Origin of the sequence: Paenibacillus terricola (assembly GCF_014779765.1) — a bacterium.
GTDB classification, from domain to species: Bacteria; Bacillota; Bacilli; order Paenibacillales; family Paenibacillaceae; genus Paenibacillus_T; species Paenibacillus_T terricola.
The window spans coordinates 572,262-588,921 of the sequence record NZ_JACXZA010000002.1; the positions used below are offsets into that span (position 1 = coordinate 572,262).

Below are 16,660 nucleotides of genomic sequence, written 5' to 3' on the forward strand. Positions count from 1 at the left end.
TCTTCATTCAAACTTTCCATGCCGTAATTACAATACTGCCCATTACATTAGAGAAGGTGCTCATCAGGCGTTCATTTTGCTTCATCATCGCAACTACATCTGGTTTCGTGAATAGTTCGTGATCCATTACCCGCAGAGGATCGTTATCGTTGGTCGGTTGTTTAATCTGTACAAAATGAGAGGCGGAGTAATGATGAAAACCTGATTTGCCAATCAGGTTCAGCCACTCCGGCACAGTTCGCATATGATGAAGTCCGTAGAATGACTGGAGTTTTTTCTTTTGCACCGCGGTTAATTTTCTAGCAAAAGCCAACTCACGATCGTAAAGCACGCCTTGTGGTTTCAGCACTCGCAAATATTCCCGCATAGCCGTGCTTCCTTGGGTAAAAGCCGTAACCGACTCCGTAAAAACGACATCAAACGTCTCATCCGGAAAAGGCAAGGAACTGACATCCGCATGGACGATGCGGACGGGAAATCCGCTTATCTTCGCACGGTGGATTGCTTTCAGAAGCATATCCTTGTTCCGATCTATAGCTGTCACGTCGCAGCCCAAACCGGCTAAATAACAGGCAGTCCGACCTGTTCCGCAACCTGCCTCCAGCACTTTTGTACCGCGCGCAAATCCGATTTGTCCGATTAATTCTTTAGTCGCTTGGAAACCGCCTGGATGCGCGCTTCCTTCGCCGAGCCGGGCTAATAATGTAGGGTAATCCATCGCGTAATCACCTCTTCCTCTTCCGATATCCTATGCAAAACTACCGCCATGACTACACCCATTCATCACTAGTAACAGAGCACATCTCGTTTTTTTCCAAATAGAAGACAATCGTACAGTCCTTATAGCAGATTCTCTCATAATCTAGGATAAACAAGCTGCAGGTTAGGAGGAATAAAGATATGCAGGAAGTTTATCCAATTGCCCATAATACGGTCTATCCTTACATCGGACGGAGAGTCAGTGCGGTTACGAATGACGGAAGACATTTTATCGGAACGATAAAAGGAGTAGCCGACGGTAAGTTAATGCTGGAGGATTGTACGCTTGACAGCAAACCTTTATCTATGTCATCCGCTCATTCCAAGAAACAAATGCGCTCCATGCATCAAGCTAGACTGTCCAGTTATTATGATGGTTATGGCGGGGGTTATGGCGGTTGCGGCGGAGGCTGCGGTGACTTCTTTTTTCCGTTTGCAATTCTTGCTTCGCTTTTCATTTTGCCTTTCTTCTGTATTTGATTCCGGTGGACACGACTTCTAATGATGAAGAGAGGTAACACGATGGCAACCAGGAAAGCTCCTAGAAGAAGAGAACCTGTAGGTAGAGCTCTTGCGGTCAAACAAGCTTATCGTTGTGTCGGGCAGCCCGTTTGCGTGTTGTTAAATGACGGTAATTGTTATGTCGGAACGGTTCAAGCCATTCATAACCATCAGCTAATCCTTTCCGAAACGAGAAGTTGTGGGAGAGTGAAACTTTCGGATCGTTCCAAGACGCCGGAGGTGCAAGTATCGGGACTGCTGGATTCCTTGATAGGGGGAATCGGTGCGCTCAATTCTATTAGTTCAATGGCAACAGGCTTATTGAAGCCGAAGCCATCCTTCCCGTCGGGTTCTTCAGGAGTGGGAGTTCAAAAACAAGTAGAATCGGAAGGCCCATCAGTGCCTGCAGGCGGAGGTCAGCAGAGCGGTTTTCTCGGGTCTTTTAAACAAATGATGCCGACTATCCAAGTTGGACTTAATGTGGTGAAGCAGATAATGCCTTTAATGGGTATGTTCAAAATTTAATGCTTAACACAACAAACAAGAGCAAGATTCTCGCGGATCTTGCTCTTTGTTCTACATAAGAGAAGAATCATTGGCTTCGAAGAACCATAACTCCTTTTATAGGCTTATGCATATATTGTGATCTGAGAGATTGGATAATGCCGAAACAATGTGAAGGAGGAAGTCGTCTAAATTAGGGCAATCCGTATTCGTTATGACAAAGGGAGAAGATCGATTGAAAAACATACTGGTAATCAGTTCGCTGATTGTATTAACACTGTTGGCCGCTTGCTCTTCCGTAACAGACAAACAAGCCACAAGCGATGACGGGAAATCTGTAACCACAAGCAGTTCCACAACTACTAATAAGCAACCTACTACGAAAGCACACGCAGAGCTCCTGGATGAAAGGGCATATCAGGGGGATGAGCTTGCGGCCATAAAGGTAATCAATCAACGGGTATCGGCCTTTAATGAACGGAATGTTGACAACTACGCGGCAGCCTACACTTCGGATGCAGCGTCAGGCATCGATCAAAACATCTTTCAAGAAATGAAGACGACCATCACAAAATTGACTACTCCTAAATTCATAGTGGTTACGAAAGATGGGATCTCTGTCTTTGTCCACGAGAGTTATCAAGATTCGTCATTTGGTCCGGAAGGGGATACATTATATACGCTGATGAAGGTGGACGGAAAGTGGAAGATCAGCGGAACCGATTAATTTTATTCACAAGAGAGGAGAATGCTTATTGCTGCAGAGATACAATACATCAGACCAGAATCAATTGGAGAAGTTTATGGAGACGATGTATCTTTCCAGAGGATATGTCTTTGATCCTGAAGGGTCGCATTCAGATATTAGAAGTATTGAGTTGCTATATTTCCACACAGGAGGAGGGTTCTGGTTATTGAAGGAAGGACAGAGCGTTATTGGGACTATTTGTTTAAAGGGTATTGATTCTAAGAACAGAATTGGTGAAATAAAGAGATTCTTTGTCTTACCTGAATATCAAAATAAGGGTTACGGCAAAAGCATGATGTGCCAAATAATAGAGTTTGCAAAACAAGCTGGGTTTAAAATGCTGCGGTTGGACACGGAGAAACAATCTTATAAAGCGATCTCAGTGTTTCGAAGTTTTGGCTTCTATGAGATACCGAAATACAATGATAATGATTTTGCCGAAATATTTATGGAATTATCCATTGTGTCATAACGAATCTAATATTTGTCTTTGGGACGCCCAATACTTCTCAGTTATGATGAGTGTCTAATCGATAAACAAAACAGGCAGAGAGTAACATCTCCGCCTGTTTTATTTTCATTAATGTTTTCTATTGTTAATAAGAACAGTCAGACTTACAAGCGTCACAAAGATAGTAGCTCCCATATCGGAAAGGATAGCGAACCATAACGTTAACCAGCCTGGAATCGTAAGAAGCAGGGCGATGATCTTCAGGCCCAAGGCGAAAGTAATGTTAAATCGAACAATCCTGTTCACTTTCTTGGCAACTGAAATGGCTTCAGGTAGTTTCCCCAGATGATCTTGCATGAGAACTATATCTGCGGTTTCGATCGCACTATCCGTCCCTTTGCCCATCGCGATCCCGAGCTGAGCTGTCGCTAAGGCAGGCGCATCATTGATGCCATCACCAATCATCGCTACAGGCCCTTGCTGGCTAAGCTCCTGAATTTTACTTACCTTATCTTCGGGAAGGAGATTGCCGTAGAAGCTGCTTACACCTATTATTGATGCGACTTTCTCAGCTGTCTTCTGATGATCTCCCGTGAGCATTACCGTACGACGAATACCTGCACGATGTAATTGTTTAATGACCAATTGGCTTTCTTCACGAATTTCGTCCGCGATACCGAACATGCCAAGAATTCGTTCATGATCAGCCAATAGTACAAGTGTGAGACCCTTTTCTTTAAGAGCTTCGATCTGACCCTGTACTTGTGAGGGGATAATCAAATGACTCATACTCTTCTCATTGCCTAACCAGTACTGTTTGCCTAGAATCCAAGCAACAATCCCTTGACCTGACATGGTTTGAATCTCATCAAGGGAGACGAGTTGAATTTGTTCCGCTTCGACCTTTTTCATAATCGCTTTAGCCAAAGGGTGGGAAGACGACTTCTCGATTGAACCAGCAACCATGAGGAAGCGTTGCTCATCATAAACGACAGTCTCCTCAACATGTGGCTCTCCCTTTGTTAGCGTGCCCGTCTTATCAAAGGCAAGTGTATCGATTTTACCCAACTGCTCCAGGAAGACACCGCCTTTGACTAGTATGCCATTACGGGCATTGCGGGTAATTCCGGCAACAATCGCGATAGGGGAGGAGAGTATGAGCGCGCACGGGCAACCGACAATAAGTACAGCTAAGCCTTGATACAGCCACTTACTCCAGTCCCCACCCATAAGAAGAGGAGGTATAAGGATTACAAGCGCTGAAATGATCATGATAATTGGCGTGTAATAACGTGCGAATTTGTTAATAAACAGTTCAGTTGGTGTTTTCGTTTCCTGCGCTTCTTCTACCAGGTGAAGAATTGTGGCGAGAGAAGAATCTTTATACGCCTTTTCAATCCGAATGTTCAGAAGACCCTCATTGTTGATGCTTCCGCCAAATACAAGTTCACCAACTGCCTTCTCAACCGGCAGCGATTCTCCCGTAATAGCAGCTTCGTTCACCGAGCTCCGACCATCTTCGACCAAGCCATCGGAAGGGATTTTTTCACCTGGCTTTACTACAACAAGATCTCCCACGCGTAGCGAAGCGATTGGAACGACAGTCTCAACACCTTCTTCTAAGCGAATAGCTTCCTTAGGGGCTACTTGCAGAAGCGTCTCCATGGAGCGTCGTGCCTTCTCCATGCCAAGACCTTCCAACAGCTCATTAATACCGAATAGCAAAGCTACAAGCGTTGCTTCTTTCCATTCACCGATTGCAACAGCCCCAGTCAATGCGATCGTCATCAGCGTATCAATATTGAACCTAAGCGCTGCTAAATTCTTTAGCCCTCTTATAAAAGTGGAATAACCGCTCAAGATAATTGCGACTACATACATACTGATTTGAAAGATCTCATTCACTTGATCGCCAGCCAGTACGGCAGCACCGTAAAAGACTGCTGCAACAATAAGAAGTTTAATGATTCTGGAATTCCCATGTTCGTGGTTGTGATCGTGAGCATGGTCATGTGAATGGGAATGCGTATGGTTACCGGCGCTATGATTATGACCGCTATGGTCATGATCGCTGTGAGCATGCTCGAGTGGGGGAGGAGGCGTTTGTGATTGTGCCTGGCTCCAATCAATATACGCATTATCCGTCTTTAAAATCTGTTCGACTCGATCCATCGGCACCCGCGGATCAAGCTTTAATTTGCCTGAATTATAACTTAATGTGGCTGTTTCACCATGTTCGAGTTTCTTGATCTGATGTTCCAACCCAAGCGTACAATTTCCACATGAGAGACCTTTAACCCGGTATTCGTTCATAATCAACCTTCTCCTCGACATATGAATACTTATTCATATGATAATGCCGTAAAAATCGGATGTCAAACCCATTTTTCGATAGGAAATAGCTCTGAACCTAACCTTTAACCCGATAAGTTATTCAGACGAGATGACTAAGGTAACTACTGCTAATGCGACAAACTCGTTACATCCTCCGGCCGGCTTGTCACACTACCACAGAGATGACGACACGTAAGGCAGTTGTTTCTAAAAAGAAAATGGGCAATATATGTTTTGGGACTAACGCAGGAAAAGTGCCGTGCTTCCCTATATCAAACAAGGGAGTGATACAGTTGACGGAGAAAAACGAGCGTAAACATAATGAAGAACACAACAACACTGCTGATGTGCTCTCAGGTGAAGCTGTGGGAACCATCGGCGTTGCTGCTGCAGGGGCTGCACTGGGTTCTTTTTTGGGACCACTCGGCATGATTGCAGGTGCCGTCGTTGGTGGCGCGTTAGGTAATAAGATTGGAGAAGGCGCCGAGGATGTCGATAGTGATAACGTCGACAACGCGAACCAGACTGAATCGAAGGAGTAGTGCTGTACCAACTATTAGGAAGTTATTAAAGCCCGCGAATATTCGCGGGCTGCTTGTGTTTATCATAATAATACACAAAGCTATATTTATTACAGTTTTAATTAAATTTTGTTTAGTCAAGTAGTCGAATTGTTTCGTTAAACTATATTTGTAAACTCTTTAAAATTCGACCGATAGTAGGTGAAAATGACAAAACGTGTTGTATGTTGCATGAATCATTCAAGGCATAAAAAATTTAGGGAGGATGGATTTACCATTATGCAGAAAAAATTAGTTTCTTTGCTCTTCATTTTGACCATGGTATTCTCGTTTGCGCTTAACGTATATGCGAGCGATCACGAAATGTATTACAAAGTAAACAGTTCGGGAAGTGTTAGCACTGTTCCTTTGCGATGGATTAACAAAAATTCATCGACCGGGCGTCTTAAGGTCATAATTGATCCTGTCTATTTAAGTGGAAATTGGTCAACCAACTATGATACGGCCCGTTCGGCGTGGCATTCTTCGGCTGCTCCAGTCGAATTCACCACATCTTCGAGTTTAACCGCTCCGAATGTACGTCTAGCCACTACAACCGAGTCGTACTGGACGAATCGTTTTGGCCCTCCTAGCTTGACTTATGAAGTTATAGGGGTTACGGATGTAGTTGACACAAACGGTAGTGTCATTACTACCTATGATTCCGCCGCCGCTTCCAGCAAACAAATCAAACTTGCTTCAATCTATTTCAATCCCAAACCTGTCTATATGTCGATGTCGAAGCATGATTATATCGTAACAATGACTCATGAATTCGGGCATGTATTGTGTCTCGGACATTCTCACGATCCTAAGTATAATCCAGCAGATCCAACTACGGATCCCTCGATCATGAGCTATACATACATGTGGATGGAGAAAAACTATGCACCGCAAAATCATGAAATAGGTGAGGTCAAACGGTTTTATGGCTATTAATTTTCAATGAAGCTATTTGAAGATGGAGGGTTAATGATGAGAAAACATATCTTTCTTTCAGGTGTATTAGCGGTAGTTCTTCTAGGGGCTGGCTTTGCTGCATACGGCAAACTAAACAATAGTCCTGCCAAACAGACTCTTGAAGAGGGATGGACGGAACCGGAATTTGCAGGTGCCGGCAACGCATCTGTAAGTGTCAGATATCCGAAAAACTTGCAAGCAATTGTAGATTCCGCCGACACCATAATATCCGGGGAGATCGTTTCAATCAATGACACATCGAATACGTTCACGATGGAGGAAGGCACACCTGAAAGAGCGATAGCGGATAAGTCCGGAGCAGACCCATCTTATACGGTGAAAGGGAGGGATATCGTCATTTCCGTCTCGGACACACTCAAGGGGAAAATTGATGGCGACGAAGCCACGCTCAACATTTACAATGCTGACGTAAACTTGGATCCGGAAGTACAAGTAGGTGATAACTACATCTTATTTTTAAATCGGGATGAGAAGACAGGCAAATATCATTCCGCTCATTTCTCGGCAGGCTATTTCAAAATGGACAAAACTGATATAACAGACAAAAAGGACAAAAGTAAAGAAAAGATTCACCCGCTATATTCGAAAGCTCCGGAATTCGCTGAATTAGATAACCAAACGTACGAGAATGTAAAACAGAAAATAAAGGAGAAAGTAAAATAACGATTCAAACGTTGAGCTTATCTTTTAATTGCAATCCGAGGGGCTGGGGGAGGTGGTACTCAGTTGGCTTTACGTCGTACTACAGCAACCAACGATATAGAAGTTCTTCTCCGGCTGTCGAAGCTCAGCTTCACCATGTGGACGAACTGTGCCGCAGCTATGAATGTTTGGATCAATTAACCCTGCTAGCTGAGGAACCGACTCAATTGCTGGCTTATCGTCCACATTCAGCGAATAGTAAATCCAATTGGCTATATTTATTCTCTTTTGGGCCGTCGCGCAATAAGCCTAACCAGTTCCAACAATAATATCGGTTCGACGTGTTTGCTACCCATGCATAACGGAGTGTTTCCCAGAAACTGATGGGGATTTGAAAATGACGTCAAAGCACAAAGTCATAAACGCTAACAGTAGCAACCGCGGCCAGTGAAGTTCCAACTAATAAAAGCACTGTCAACGGATTCATATGGTGAAGCGTGTGGAGGGTACCTGTCCATTTTATTTTTTGGAATTCGTTCTTACCTTCCCAGTAAATAAACGCAATAACAGCAGCTGGGATCAAGATCTGAAGGAGCTTGTAACGATGAAGTGTATTGAAAAATTGGCTGATAGTTCTGCGATGAAGGACTTCTTGCAGACGTTTCATTTCGTAGTCAGAACTCCTTTGTAGGATATACAATACGCCTAAGTGTCACTTAAGTTAGTATTCCCATAATTAAGCTCTACCTGTCAAAATGGCATAGAGGCTAGCGGTACTTTTTTTTCATCCAATGTCGAAATCGCCCCTGCTCAACCGACTTATATTGGAGTACGCATTAAAGGGGGCGTTATTTTGGAAAAAGGGAATAGCACAACAAGGAGCGGCTGGGTCCTGCTCCTCAGTTCAATCGCAGCATTTATGGTCGTACTGGATACGTCGGTCGTATCCACGTCACTGAGTACCATGCAGCGGGAGCTTGACGCTTCGCTGGAGACGCTAGAATGGATCGTCAACGCTTATATCCTCTGCTTTGCCGTGCTCTTAATGACCGCCTCGGCTCTTGGTGACCGGTTCGGAAGACGTCTTGTTTTTGCTGTGGGCATTGGTGTGTTTACGACTGCATCTGCTGCTTGCGCCATGGCTGGCAGTCTAGAGTGGCTGATCGCATTCAGGGCCACTCAAGGTGTCGGGGCTGCGTTAATCATGCCATTGTCAGTCTCTCTCCTAAGCGCTGCATTCCCACCCGAGCAACGGGCGAAGGCAATGGGTCAATTCAGCGGAATCATCGGGCTGGCCGTTCTCGCAGGACCCGTTATAGGCAGCGCCGTCACCGAAGGGATTGCATGGCCATGGATATTCTGGCTGAATGTACCGATCGGACTCTTTTTGCTAGCGACATTATGGAGTCGCGTCAGTGAGAGTCATGGGCCGAATATTGCGCTGGATATCAGAGGTCTTCTATTGTTGACCTGCGGTGTTCTTGGACTCGTATGGGGGTTGATTCGAATCGGGGGCGAGACCTGGTACAGCTATGAAGTCTTGCTGCCGATAACAATGGGCCTTCTCTGCATACTGCTGTTCGTCGGCTGGGAACTCCGCGCTCTTCATCCCATGCTGCCAATGCGAATGTTTCGTTCTCGTACCTTCTCTATGGGCAACGCAGCGAACTTTCTGCTATATACATCGTTGATTAGCGCTTTGTTCTTCATAGCTCAATATTTGCAGGTCGGGCAGGGCTACAGCCCGTTAGGCACAGGCCTTAGAATGCTGCCATGGACCGCAATCGCATTTGTAATCGCGCCGGTCGTCGGTAATCTGGTCAACCGACTAGGGGAGAAGCGGCTAGTTGTCTGCGGGCTCTTCATGCATACGGTCGGCATGTTATGGATGGGGATTATTGCAGCGCCAGACACCTCTTATGGAGCCTTCATCGCGCCGATGATCATCAGCGGTTGTGGTTTGTCGATGGCGCAGACGTCAACGATGAGTGTTGTGATCGGATCTGTCGCTTCGAACGAAATCGGCAAAGCGTCCGGCGTATTCAATATGCTTCGTCAGCTTGGGAGCGTGTTCGGTATTGCGGTTCTAGCCATCGTATTCGCTGCGAACGGCGATTACACTTCCGCTCAAATGTTCACCAATGGATTTGCCCCGGCGATCCTTGTATCCGGTGTTCTATCGCTGGCAGGGCTATTAGTAGGAATGGCACTGCCTGAGCGGAAGCGTAAACTTACAACGAACCCGCCTGCAGCCTACGAATCGTAGGTTGCGCGTTCTCTCGCGGGTGCGGCCGTACTCGTCGTCCGATCCTTTGGCGCACGGCGCGTGGAGCAGTAATGGGCAGATCGTCAAAAAGGAAATACTTCACAAGAGAACAAACGTCCCCAGTAATAAGAAGGAAACACACCTAAAATTAGGGTGAAACCTGGTAGATATTGGCGACTTTTGTAGAAGGCGAGATTTGAATGCCTCTGTCATCGCATAGCGCGGGGACAGAGGCATTTTATTGACCAACGCCAGCGGGACGACTATTAGCAAGGAGTGTTAAAAAACATAGCAATAACTGGATAGAAGCTCCCTGAATCCCGGGTATATATTATATTCGTAAGCAATTAAGCGCTTACACTCAATATACGTTGGGAGGAGAATCATATGTATCCAGGTTGCGGAGCTGGCAATTATTGTACAACTGATCCTTGCTACAATAATAGTAATGGTTATACCCATTGGTGGGTTGACCAGTGGGGAAACAAATGCTACTCGAATTGCACTTGCTAACGTAAGCTCCTGCCGGTACAACCGGAAAGGGATGCGATCCAGCGTCCCTTTTCTTTGCCAATATACAAGCATGTGATGGGGTCAACCTATTTTTATTATGGTAGTTGGGGTGAGGTATGAACGAGTTCTACGTTTTGCTGCAGATATTTTTGGCAACGGTTTTCCTCTTCTCCGGAGCGGCCAAGCTGACTTCCCGTTTCTCCTTCTATGAAACGCTGTCCTCGATCGGTTTCAAGGACGCTTCCGCAAGAAGGTTATCCTGGATATTCCCTTTTGTTGAAATTGTCGCTGCCGCGCTTCTGCTCATTGAGCCGCTAAGACTGCCGGGGGAGGCGCTTCTGCTGTGCATGCTGGCGGGTTTCATCGTCGTCTCGATCCGTGCGATCCGGGCCAAGGAGCAGAAAGTGGACTGCCAATGCTTCGGCAACCTGGTGGAAGAGCCGCTCGGAACGGCAACGTTGGTTCGTTCGCTGGTTCTTGCGGCTTGCCTAATTCCCTTGCTTCTGCATAGCGAAGGGACGGGATTGTATCAGATGGCGGCCACGGACACCGTATCTGCCGTCTTCTGCTCCCTCGGCATCCTTATGATCTATGCCATTGCCGCGGCATTCCGGTCTCGATACCGTTTGGCGAAAGGAAAGTGAATCCATTGAATATGGCGTCTATCTCCAATATTGTGCTGTGGCTCCTGGTCTTGTCGTTAACGATGTTAACCCTAACCATCGCCAAAAAGCCGACACGGATGCTTGGGGCAAGCGCATCGGGTTTGCCGGTGGGAACGCTATTTCCCAAGTTTAATATCCAATCCGTCGTCGAGCACATCCCATTCAGCGTCTCTTATCCTGACAAGCAGGGTACACTTCTGCTATTCTCGGCAAGCACTTGTCCGGTCTGCAGCACCGTCTATCCGCTCTTTCCGTATGCGGAGAAGAAATATGACCTGAAAACGCAAGTGATTATGGACGGGGCGGAAGATCACGACGGTAGAATTGTATTGAAATTGAGAGAAGCCGGCATTTCTGCCCCTATCTATGGGCTAACGCCATCCATTAAAGCGGAAGTCAAGCTGGAAGGGTTTCCGTTCGCCTATTATCTGTCTGCGGACGGCAGAGTGCTGTCCAAGGGCATGATTAACACGGCAGAGTGCATTGATTTACTTGTCAGGCAGGGACGCCGCTCAAGCATGAAACTCGCGGGTTGAGTGGACCATGAACAGCACACTGCACCCTAGCCAGCCGGAAGACCGCTCGAAGCGAGCATCGGCGCTGCTCGTAATAACCCTTCTTAAGATGTACCGCTTGCTATGGACGGTGTCTCCGTTTAGTTTAATGGGCACCGTAGCTTGCCGACTTCTGCTTGCCTTTCAATCGGTCGTTCAACTCTATTTCGTTAGTCTGCTGGTCAACGCCGTTACCCAAGTCATTACGGCGGGCCACCCTTTGCGAGAAGCAGGAGAGATTATCCTGTATCAGTTAGGGATAACCCTAGCGGCTGCGGGCATAAAGTCACTGGACAGCATCATCATGACGTCCCTTAAGATGAAAACGAAGTTCTATTTGGATGACCGCATGGCGCAGCAATCGTCGCGACTTCCGCTCGTTTATTACGATCGACCGGATTATTATGACTCATTTCACCGCGCGACCGCCAGCCAAAGCAGCATGATTCTAGTGGATGGTACGTTTGCGGTTTTGCAAGGTATATTTACCTTCACCGGCTATTTCCTTGTAATCGCCAGCTTTCATTGGCTGCTCGCCGTAGGATTATTCGTGTTCGCCGCCCCTTCCTTTATCGTCAACACGCTTCTTGGACGGCGGCGGTTTGTGCTGATGATTTTTCAAACGCCGACTGCCCGCAAAACGCAGTATCTGTTCTCGCTGCTGGTCGGGCGGGAGGCTGCCAAAGAAATAAGGTTGTTTGGGCTAGCTCCCTATTTGATGGAACGATGGAGAAGCTTGTACGGGGAAAATGCCCAAAAGGAAGTTCGGTTGGAGAGGCAAGGGATTCTGATCAATGGAGGCGTGGAATCGTTCAATGGCCTTCTGGGAGGAGCTTTCATGCTGGGGCTGGCCTGGTTGGGAACGCAAGGAAGGTTGACGATTGGGCAGTATGTAGCGTTATCCCAAGCGTTTATTTCGGCTAAAGACCAGCTCCTTTCCATTTCTTCGAGTCTTGCGCTGATTTATCAGAATATGCTCTTTGCCCGGGAGTTGTTTGCTTTTCTGGAGCTGCCGGTGGAGGAGGAGTCCTCCGCTCCGCTGTCCTTGCAAGTTCGAAGTGTGAAGGGAATTGAAGCGGACAACCTCGCCTTCCGCTATCCTGGCCAATCCGTACCTGTTCTCAGAGATATCAGCTTTCATATTCTACCCGGGCAGAAGATTGCGATCGTCGGCGATAACGGTGCCGGCAAATCGACACTGGTCAAATGCCTGTTAGGACTTTATACGGCTTCAGAAGGGGCCATCCGATTCGATGGGATCGATATAAGGGCCTTGAACCCAACGGAACTGCGGAAGCGGATAACGGCGGTATTTCAAGACTATGTACGCTATCAGCTGACGGTGCGTGAGAATATCGGTTTCGGGTCCGTCGAACGGATGACGGATGACGGAGGGCTCGAGTTGGCTGCGGCCAAGTCGGGAGCCCATGCGTTCATCGAAGATCTGAAAGACGGCTTTGATTCATCGCTCGGCCCTATGTTTGACGGAGGACGCGAGCTGTCGCAAGGCCAATGGCAGAAGATTGCCATCAGCCGGGCGTACTTCCGTCAAGCGGACGTTGTTGTGCTGGATGAGCCGACAGCCTCGATGGATCCGCTGACGGAAGCTGCCGTGTACGAGAATTTTCTGCGTATGGCCGATGGCAAGACTACCCTGCTCATTTCCCATCGGCTCGGGATCTGCAAAGCCGTGGACTATATTCTGGTGATGAAGAATGGGCGGATTGTCGAGCGGGGTACCCATGAGGAGCTGCTGGGGCTGGGCGGCGAATACGAACGCATGTACAACGTACAGTCACAATGGTACGAGAATTCGGAAAGCAGTCAAAGGGAGTCTCAGCAGCTTCGGAATGTTATTCATGCAGGATAACGAAGGGAGGTGAATTGTAATGTGTGGTACAACTACAATGTGCACAACTCATGCTTGTGGTTATTATAACAGCATGCATGTATTGTTTCTGCTAGACGAAAACGGCCAACCATGTAATGGTTACTGCGGTTGCCAATAATGAGGAGAAAGGGACGCGAATCCGCGTCCCTTTTGATTTGTGCGGAGATTACTTGTTATCATTCAGCTTGACGGGAATACAAAAGGCAAGCCGCACCATATCCCCAGGATCGGATAGTTCGGTGCTTTGAAAAATCGCCATCTCATGCCGGCTTTCATCCCATTGAAAGTTGCTTTGCGGAAGCCAACGGATCTTTACTAAATGAATAAGTTCACGCAGCACATGGAATGGTTCAGCGAGCGGTATAACTGCATATGTCCCTCCATAAAGGGTAATGGACTGAACTTCCAAAGAAGAAGAAACATTCTTCGAGGTGGTGAAACTTACCGCATATCGCTGCATCGATTGCGCCGTAAGACAAGGATCGTCGAAGATGAGTCCGATTGCCTGGCTGTCACTTTCCAGCAGGTCATGGGTCTGCATCCATGTTGCGAGTTTGCTAAATGCCATTAATACCGTCATATCGTACATCTCCTGGATGAGCGATCCTTTGCGATGGATGCATGCGGCCTGTCGAGCAGGGAGCAGACGAATCGTTATCTTAAGATTGGAATACTTCTGCTCAATCTCCTGCAGTTGAGCGGCTTCATTCGCGGCCGCTCGCTCCTGTTCGAACTGCTCTTTCGTACGTTCAAGATTATATTTCTTCCGATATTCAGACGCGCTCAAACCAGTGTGCCGGCGGAATGTTCGTGACAAGTGGGCAGACGATTGAAGACCGCACTCAAGCGCGACATCAGTCAAGCTTCGATCGGGATCAAATACGATGACCTTGCTGATTTTCTCTACTCTCAGCCGATTGATAAATTGAAATACATTCTCGTTCATGACGTGTTTGAACACTCGGTGGAAATGATGGGGCGAAAAAGCGGAAATACCGGCCAGTTCCTCAAGGGTAAAGGAAGAGGCCAGGTTATGTTCGATATATCGGACCACCTGATTGATACGAGCTATATATTCCTTATTCATGTGTATAAATTATTTTCCCCCTGTCATTATGAATTTTCTTCATTATAAGGTTATTTGAGGAGGAAATACTTTACAAGGGAACAGGCGTTCCCTATAATAAGAAGGAAACATACCCAAAATTAGGGTGATCTTCTTCACCAAATTGAAAGTGAGGTTTTTGGAAATGTTGCTAGAGTCAGATAGGGTTCTTTTGAACCAATATAGAGATCAACCTAAACATCTTATAGATGCAATAACAGGTCTGACCACAGAACAATTGGATTTGTGCCGAGCACCAGGAAAGTGGTCAATTCGTCAACTTGCTCATCACATTGTTGATTGTGAACTTAACTATTTTCAAAAACATCGCGTTGCGTTCTCCAATACGGGTCACAGGTTCATTTTTGACGACGGCTTTAATCCAGATATCTGGGCTGACGCTATGAAATATTCCGAGCGACCGATTCATATCGAACTTAAACTATTTGAACTAATAAGAGAATATATTGTGTATCTTTATGAGACATTATCTGTCCCGTTAGACAGGGTGGTAACTATAGGAAATGAACAAGTTATCATTCGCGATGAATTGAGTTGGGATCTATCGCACGCCAATCATCACATTAGCCAAATTTTTGAGACACGAAGTGTACATAACTTAATTATTCCCGGATCAGCTTTCACCTAAATATCATTACAATAAACCAATTTGACGATGAGCGACAACCTGCAGGTCATGTTGCTCGCCAAAGAACTTTTAAAGTCGCTCACGCAGAAGGAAACCGTTGACACAACAAAGTATGCTCAAATGACGATCGCATTGGCCTTCGAGAGCCGAGAGAAGGTGGAGGAAATCGTGAATACTGCTGTCTCCTTGGGCGGGAAATCATATGAAGAGCCTGAGGATTATGGATTCATGTATCATTGGGCCTTCGAGGACTTGGACGGCCATATGTGGGCAATTAACTATATGAACACGGATGCAGCTTAGGGACAAGAACTTAAGAAGAAATTCCACATCCATATACTTGAGAGAGGTGCTTCACAATGGAAGCTCTAGGGTTCAAGAGCATTAATGTCATTACATTGTTTGTCGAGGATCTGCAAGCTGCGAAATCTTTTTACCAACAAGTCTTTGGTATCTCTTCCGTGTGGGAAGATGACAACTCTGCAGTATTTAATTTTGCTAACATGAGCATTAATTTACTAAGTGTTTCTGCCGCGCGCGGCCTCGTCGATCCTGAGGAGGTTGCTAACCCACAGGCGGGGTCACGGTTCGTACTCACCATTCGAATAGACGACGTGGATGCTGTCTGTACCGAATTAATTGAACGGGGTGTCGTTCTTCTCAACAGTCCTATGAACCGACCGTGGGGAGTGCGTACTGCAAGTTTCGCCGATCCTGGCGGGCATATTTGGGAGATAGCACAACAACTATAAGAGAAAACGTTGGTAAGCTTTTTTCGGCGTTGCCTAGGCTGGGCGTAGTTCGAATCTGTCAGATTACAAGAAAAACATCAATTATATGCCGCATAGGTGCGGCATTTTTTATCGGCTAGTCGGAGCAGTGAAAGGTCGAAAGCATGATTTGAAGCACAAAGAAGTCAATTGTCGGGTGACAAGGGCTTAGTGATATTCCCAACCAAATTGAGTTTCAGGCTCCAGCAGTAAGCGGCCAATTTGAAACTGCCAGTTCAGGACGTGGATGCATTCATCGCTTGGTTCAATGATAAACATGTATAATTGTATAAATTAAACCTTTGTAACACATATTAGACTATAAAAAGGAGAGTGGCCGTATTAATGCTTCCGCCAGATGATACTTTCTACCGGGCCGACGAGACGGAGGGACAAGCTGCTGCTTTGTTATCCTCGGTATTAAACGAAACACTCATGGAACGTTTCAAACGTTTTTACGAATTCTACCGACTGAATTCGGGAGTGGATGATGGCTTTAGTCTAGCCAAAGACGCATTAGTGTTCGCCATATTGAAAGATATTAGCACTTATGCCGATGAGGACGATCTAATATCGATACGCCGAGTGATGGGCGAATGGGATGAAATTCAATTTATGATTCAAGCCAGCAATGACTCGCTTAAGGAGAGTTTTGAGCAGGAACTGCTTAAGCATTAGGGAGGATTTGAGCAGATTCTTTAGGAAGACGGCGCATAACGTCATACACACATCGAATTGAATCTGTCCCATGAATGCTAGCACACATC

Annotated in this window: 19 protein-coding genes; 15 read left to right on the forward strand and 4 right to left on the reverse strand. The window is 46.4% G+C overall.

What is annotated here, in order from left to right; genetic code table 11:
• Positions 1–7: 7 nt before the first annotated feature.
• On the reverse strand, positions 8–718 hold the full coding sequence (locus H8B09_RS09960; RefSeq protein ID WP_191203345.1) for a class I SAM-dependent methyltransferase: 711 nt from the start codon (positions 716–718) through the stop codon (positions 8–10).
• A gap of 182 nt (positions 719–900) precedes the next feature.
• On the opposite strand from H8B09_RS09960, the gene H8B09_RS09965 reads away from it, so the two are divergent.
• From H8B09_RS09965 to H8B09_RS09980, 4 genes are all read left to right on the forward strand, one after another.
• Entirely contained in the window at positions 901–1,239 is a 339-nt protein-coding gene (locus H8B09_RS09965) for an LSm family protein (protein WP_191203836.1), read from the forward strand.
• 42 nt (positions 1,240–1,281) lie between these two features.
• Entirely contained in the window at positions 1,282–1,785 is a 504-nt protein-coding gene (locus H8B09_RS09970; protein ID WP_191203346.1) for a hypothetical protein, read from the forward strand.
• Between the two features lie 214 nt (positions 1,786–1,999).
• Positions 2,000–2,491, forward strand: a complete 492-nt coding sequence (locus H8B09_RS09975; protein ID WP_191203347.1) for a hypothetical protein — start codon at positions 2,000–2,002, stop codon at positions 2,489–2,491.
• A gap of 28 nt (positions 2,492–2,519) precedes the next feature.
• The gene (locus tag H8B09_RS09980) at positions 2,520–2,984 is read left to right on the forward strand and encodes a GNAT family N-acetyltransferase (protein WP_191203348.1); all 465 of its coding nucleotides are present in this window, start codon (positions 2,520–2,522) and stop codon (positions 2,982–2,984) included.
• A gap of 108 nt (positions 2,985–3,092) precedes the next feature.
• Here the strand turns inward: H8B09_RS09980 and H8B09_RS09985 are convergent, their stop codons facing one another.
• Positions 3,093–5,276, reverse strand: a complete 2,184-nt coding sequence (locus H8B09_RS09985) for a heavy metal translocating P-type ATPase (RefSeq protein ID WP_191203349.1) — start codon at positions 5,274–5,276, stop codon at positions 3,093–3,095.
• A 314-nt stretch (positions 5,277–5,590) separates the two neighbouring features.
• Here H8B09_RS09985 and H8B09_RS09990 point away from each other — a divergent pair, with 314 nt between their 5' ends.
• The 3 genes from H8B09_RS09990 to H8B09_RS10000 all read left to right on the forward strand — a co-directional run bounded on the left by H8B09_RS09990 (position 5,591) and on the right by H8B09_RS10000 (position 7,501).
• Entirely contained in the window at positions 5,591–5,839 is a 249-nt protein-coding gene (locus tag H8B09_RS09990) for a glycine zipper domain-containing protein (protein ID WP_224753435.1), read from the forward strand.
• 258 nt (positions 5,840–6,097) lie between these two features.
• Positions 6,098–6,796, forward strand: coding sequence for a zinc metalloprotease (locus H8B09_RS09995; protein ID WP_191203350.1), 699 nt, complete (start codon positions 6,098–6,100; stop codon positions 6,794–6,796).
• Between the two features lie 36 nt (positions 6,797–6,832).
• Positions 6,833–7,501: a hypothetical protein gene (locus tag H8B09_RS10000; protein WP_191203351.1), complete on the forward strand. Its 669-nt coding sequence runs from the start codon at positions 6,833–6,835 to the stop codon at positions 7,499–7,501.
• A 382-nt stretch (positions 7,502–7,883) separates the two neighbouring features.
• Here H8B09_RS10000 and H8B09_RS10005 read toward each other — a convergent pair whose 3' ends face one another.
• Positions 7,884–8,147 carry a hypothetical protein gene (locus H8B09_RS10005; protein ID WP_191203352.1) on the reverse strand — a complete coding sequence of 88 codons (264 nt, stop codon included), beginning with the start codon at positions 8,145–8,147 and terminating at the stop codon, positions 7,884–7,886.
• Between the two features lie 186 nt (positions 8,148–8,333).
• On the opposite strand from H8B09_RS10005, the gene H8B09_RS10010 reads away from it, so the two are divergent.
• The 4 genes from H8B09_RS10010 (at position 8,334) to H8B09_RS10025 (ending at position 13,348) form a co-directional block, all read left to right on the forward strand.
• Positions 8,334–9,746, forward strand: coding sequence for an MFS transporter (locus H8B09_RS10010; protein WP_224753436.1), 1,413 nt, complete (start codon positions 8,334–8,336; stop codon positions 9,744–9,746).
• A gap of 629 nt (positions 9,747–10,375) precedes the next feature.
• Positions 10,376–10,903: a MauE/DoxX family redox-associated membrane protein gene (locus tag H8B09_RS10015; protein WP_224753437.1), complete on the forward strand. Its 528-nt coding sequence runs from the start codon at positions 10,376–10,378 to the stop codon at positions 10,901–10,903.
• Between the two features lie 5 nt (positions 10,904–10,908).
• Positions 10,909–11,460 (forward strand): thioredoxin domain-containing protein, encoded by a 552-nt coding sequence (locus H8B09_RS10020; protein ID WP_224753438.1) that lies wholly within the window; start codon positions 10,909–10,911, stop codon positions 11,458–11,460.
• Positions 11,461–11,467: 7 nt separating this feature from the next.
• Positions 11,468–13,348, forward strand: coding sequence for an ABC transporter ATP-binding protein (locus H8B09_RS10025; protein WP_191203355.1), 1,881 nt, complete (start codon positions 11,468–11,470; stop codon positions 13,346–13,348).
• A 187-nt stretch (positions 13,349–13,535) separates the two neighbouring features.
• Here the strand turns inward: H8B09_RS10025 and H8B09_RS10030 are convergent, their stop codons facing one another.
• Entirely contained in the window at positions 13,536–14,456 is a 921-nt protein-coding gene (locus H8B09_RS10030) for an AraC family transcriptional regulator (protein ID WP_191203356.1), read from the reverse strand.
• A 163-nt stretch (positions 14,457–14,619) separates the two neighbouring features.
• Between H8B09_RS10030 and H8B09_RS10035 the strand changes: the two genes are divergently transcribed.
• The 4 genes from H8B09_RS10035 to H8B09_RS10050 all read left to right on the forward strand — a co-directional run bounded on the left by H8B09_RS10035 (position 14,620) and on the right by H8B09_RS10050 (position 16,571).
• The gene (locus tag H8B09_RS10035; RefSeq protein WP_224753439.1) at positions 14,620–15,123 is read left to right on the forward strand and encodes a DinB family protein; all 504 of its coding nucleotides are present in this window, start codon (positions 14,620–14,622) and stop codon (positions 15,121–15,123) included.
• Between the two features lie 27 nt (positions 15,124–15,150).
• Positions 15,151–15,426, forward strand: a complete 276-nt coding sequence (locus H8B09_RS10040; protein ID WP_224753440.1) for a VOC family protein — start codon at positions 15,151–15,153, stop codon at positions 15,424–15,426.
• 56 nt (positions 15,427–15,482) lie between these two features.
• Positions 15,483–15,875 carry a VOC family protein gene (locus H8B09_RS10045; RefSeq protein ID WP_191203358.1) on the forward strand — a complete coding sequence of 131 codons (393 nt, stop codon included), beginning with the start codon at positions 15,483–15,485 and terminating at the stop codon, positions 15,873–15,875.
• Between the two features lie 363 nt (positions 15,876–16,238).
• Positions 16,239–16,571: a hypothetical protein gene (locus H8B09_RS10050; protein ID WP_191203359.1), complete on the forward strand. Its 333-nt coding sequence runs from the start codon at positions 16,239–16,241 to the stop codon at positions 16,569–16,571.
• Positions 16,572–16,660: the final 89 nt, after the last annotated feature.

Excerpts from the sequence above, each read along its gene's own strand:
- H8B09_RS10030 (WP_191203356.1), bottom strand. The coding sequence starts at position 14,456 with ATGAATAAGGAATATATAGCTCGTATCAATCAGGTGGTCCGATATATC.
- H8B09_RS09970 (WP_191203346.1), top strand. The coding sequence starts at position 1,282 with ATGGCAACCAGGAAAGCTCCTAGAAGAAGAGAACCTGTAGGTAGAGCT.
- H8B09_RS10015 (WP_224753437.1), top strand. The coding sequence starts at position 10,376 with ATGAACGAGTTCTACGTTTTGCTGCAGATATTTTTGGCAACGGTTTTC.
- H8B09_RS10025 (WP_191203355.1), top strand. The coding sequence starts at position 11,468 with ATGAACAGCACACTGCACCCTAGCCAGCCGGAAGACCGCTCGAAGCGA.
- H8B09_RS09985 (WP_191203349.1), bottom strand. The coding sequence starts at position 5,276 with ATGAACGAATACCGGGTTAAAGGTCTCTCATGTGGAAATTGTACGCTT.
- H8B09_RS10040 (WP_224753440.1), top strand. The coding sequence starts at position 15,151 with ATGAGCGACAACCTGCAGGTCATGTTGCTCGCCAAAGAACTTTTAAAG.
- H8B09_RS09995 (WP_191203350.1), top strand. The coding sequence starts at position 6,098 with ATGCAGAAAAAATTAGTTTCTTTGCTCTTCATTTTGACCATGGTATTC.
- H8B09_RS09960 (WP_191203345.1), bottom strand. The coding sequence starts at position 718 with ATGGATTACCCTACATTATTAGCCCGGCTCGGCGAAGGAAGCGCGCAT.
- H8B09_RS10005 (WP_191203352.1), bottom strand. The coding sequence starts at position 8,147 with ATGAAACGTCTGCAAGAAGTCCTTCATCGCAGAACTATCAGCCAATTT.
- H8B09_RS10035 (WP_224753439.1), top strand. The coding sequence starts at position 14,620 with ATGTTGCTAGAGTCAGATAGGGTTCTTTTGAACCAATATAGAGATCAA.
- H8B09_RS09965 (WP_191203836.1), top strand. The coding sequence starts at position 901 with ATGCAGGAAGTTTATCCAATTGCCCATAATACGGTCTATCCTTACATC.
- H8B09_RS10045 (WP_191203358.1), top strand. The coding sequence starts at position 15,483 with ATGGAAGCTCTAGGGTTCAAGAGCATTAATGTCATTACATTGTTTGTC.
- H8B09_RS10050 (WP_191203359.1), top strand. The coding sequence starts at position 16,239 with ATGCTTCCGCCAGATGATACTTTCTACCGGGCCGACGAGACGGAGGGA.
- H8B09_RS10000 (WP_191203351.1), top strand. The coding sequence starts at position 6,833 with ATGAGAAAACATATCTTTCTTTCAGGTGTATTAGCGGTAGTTCTTCTA.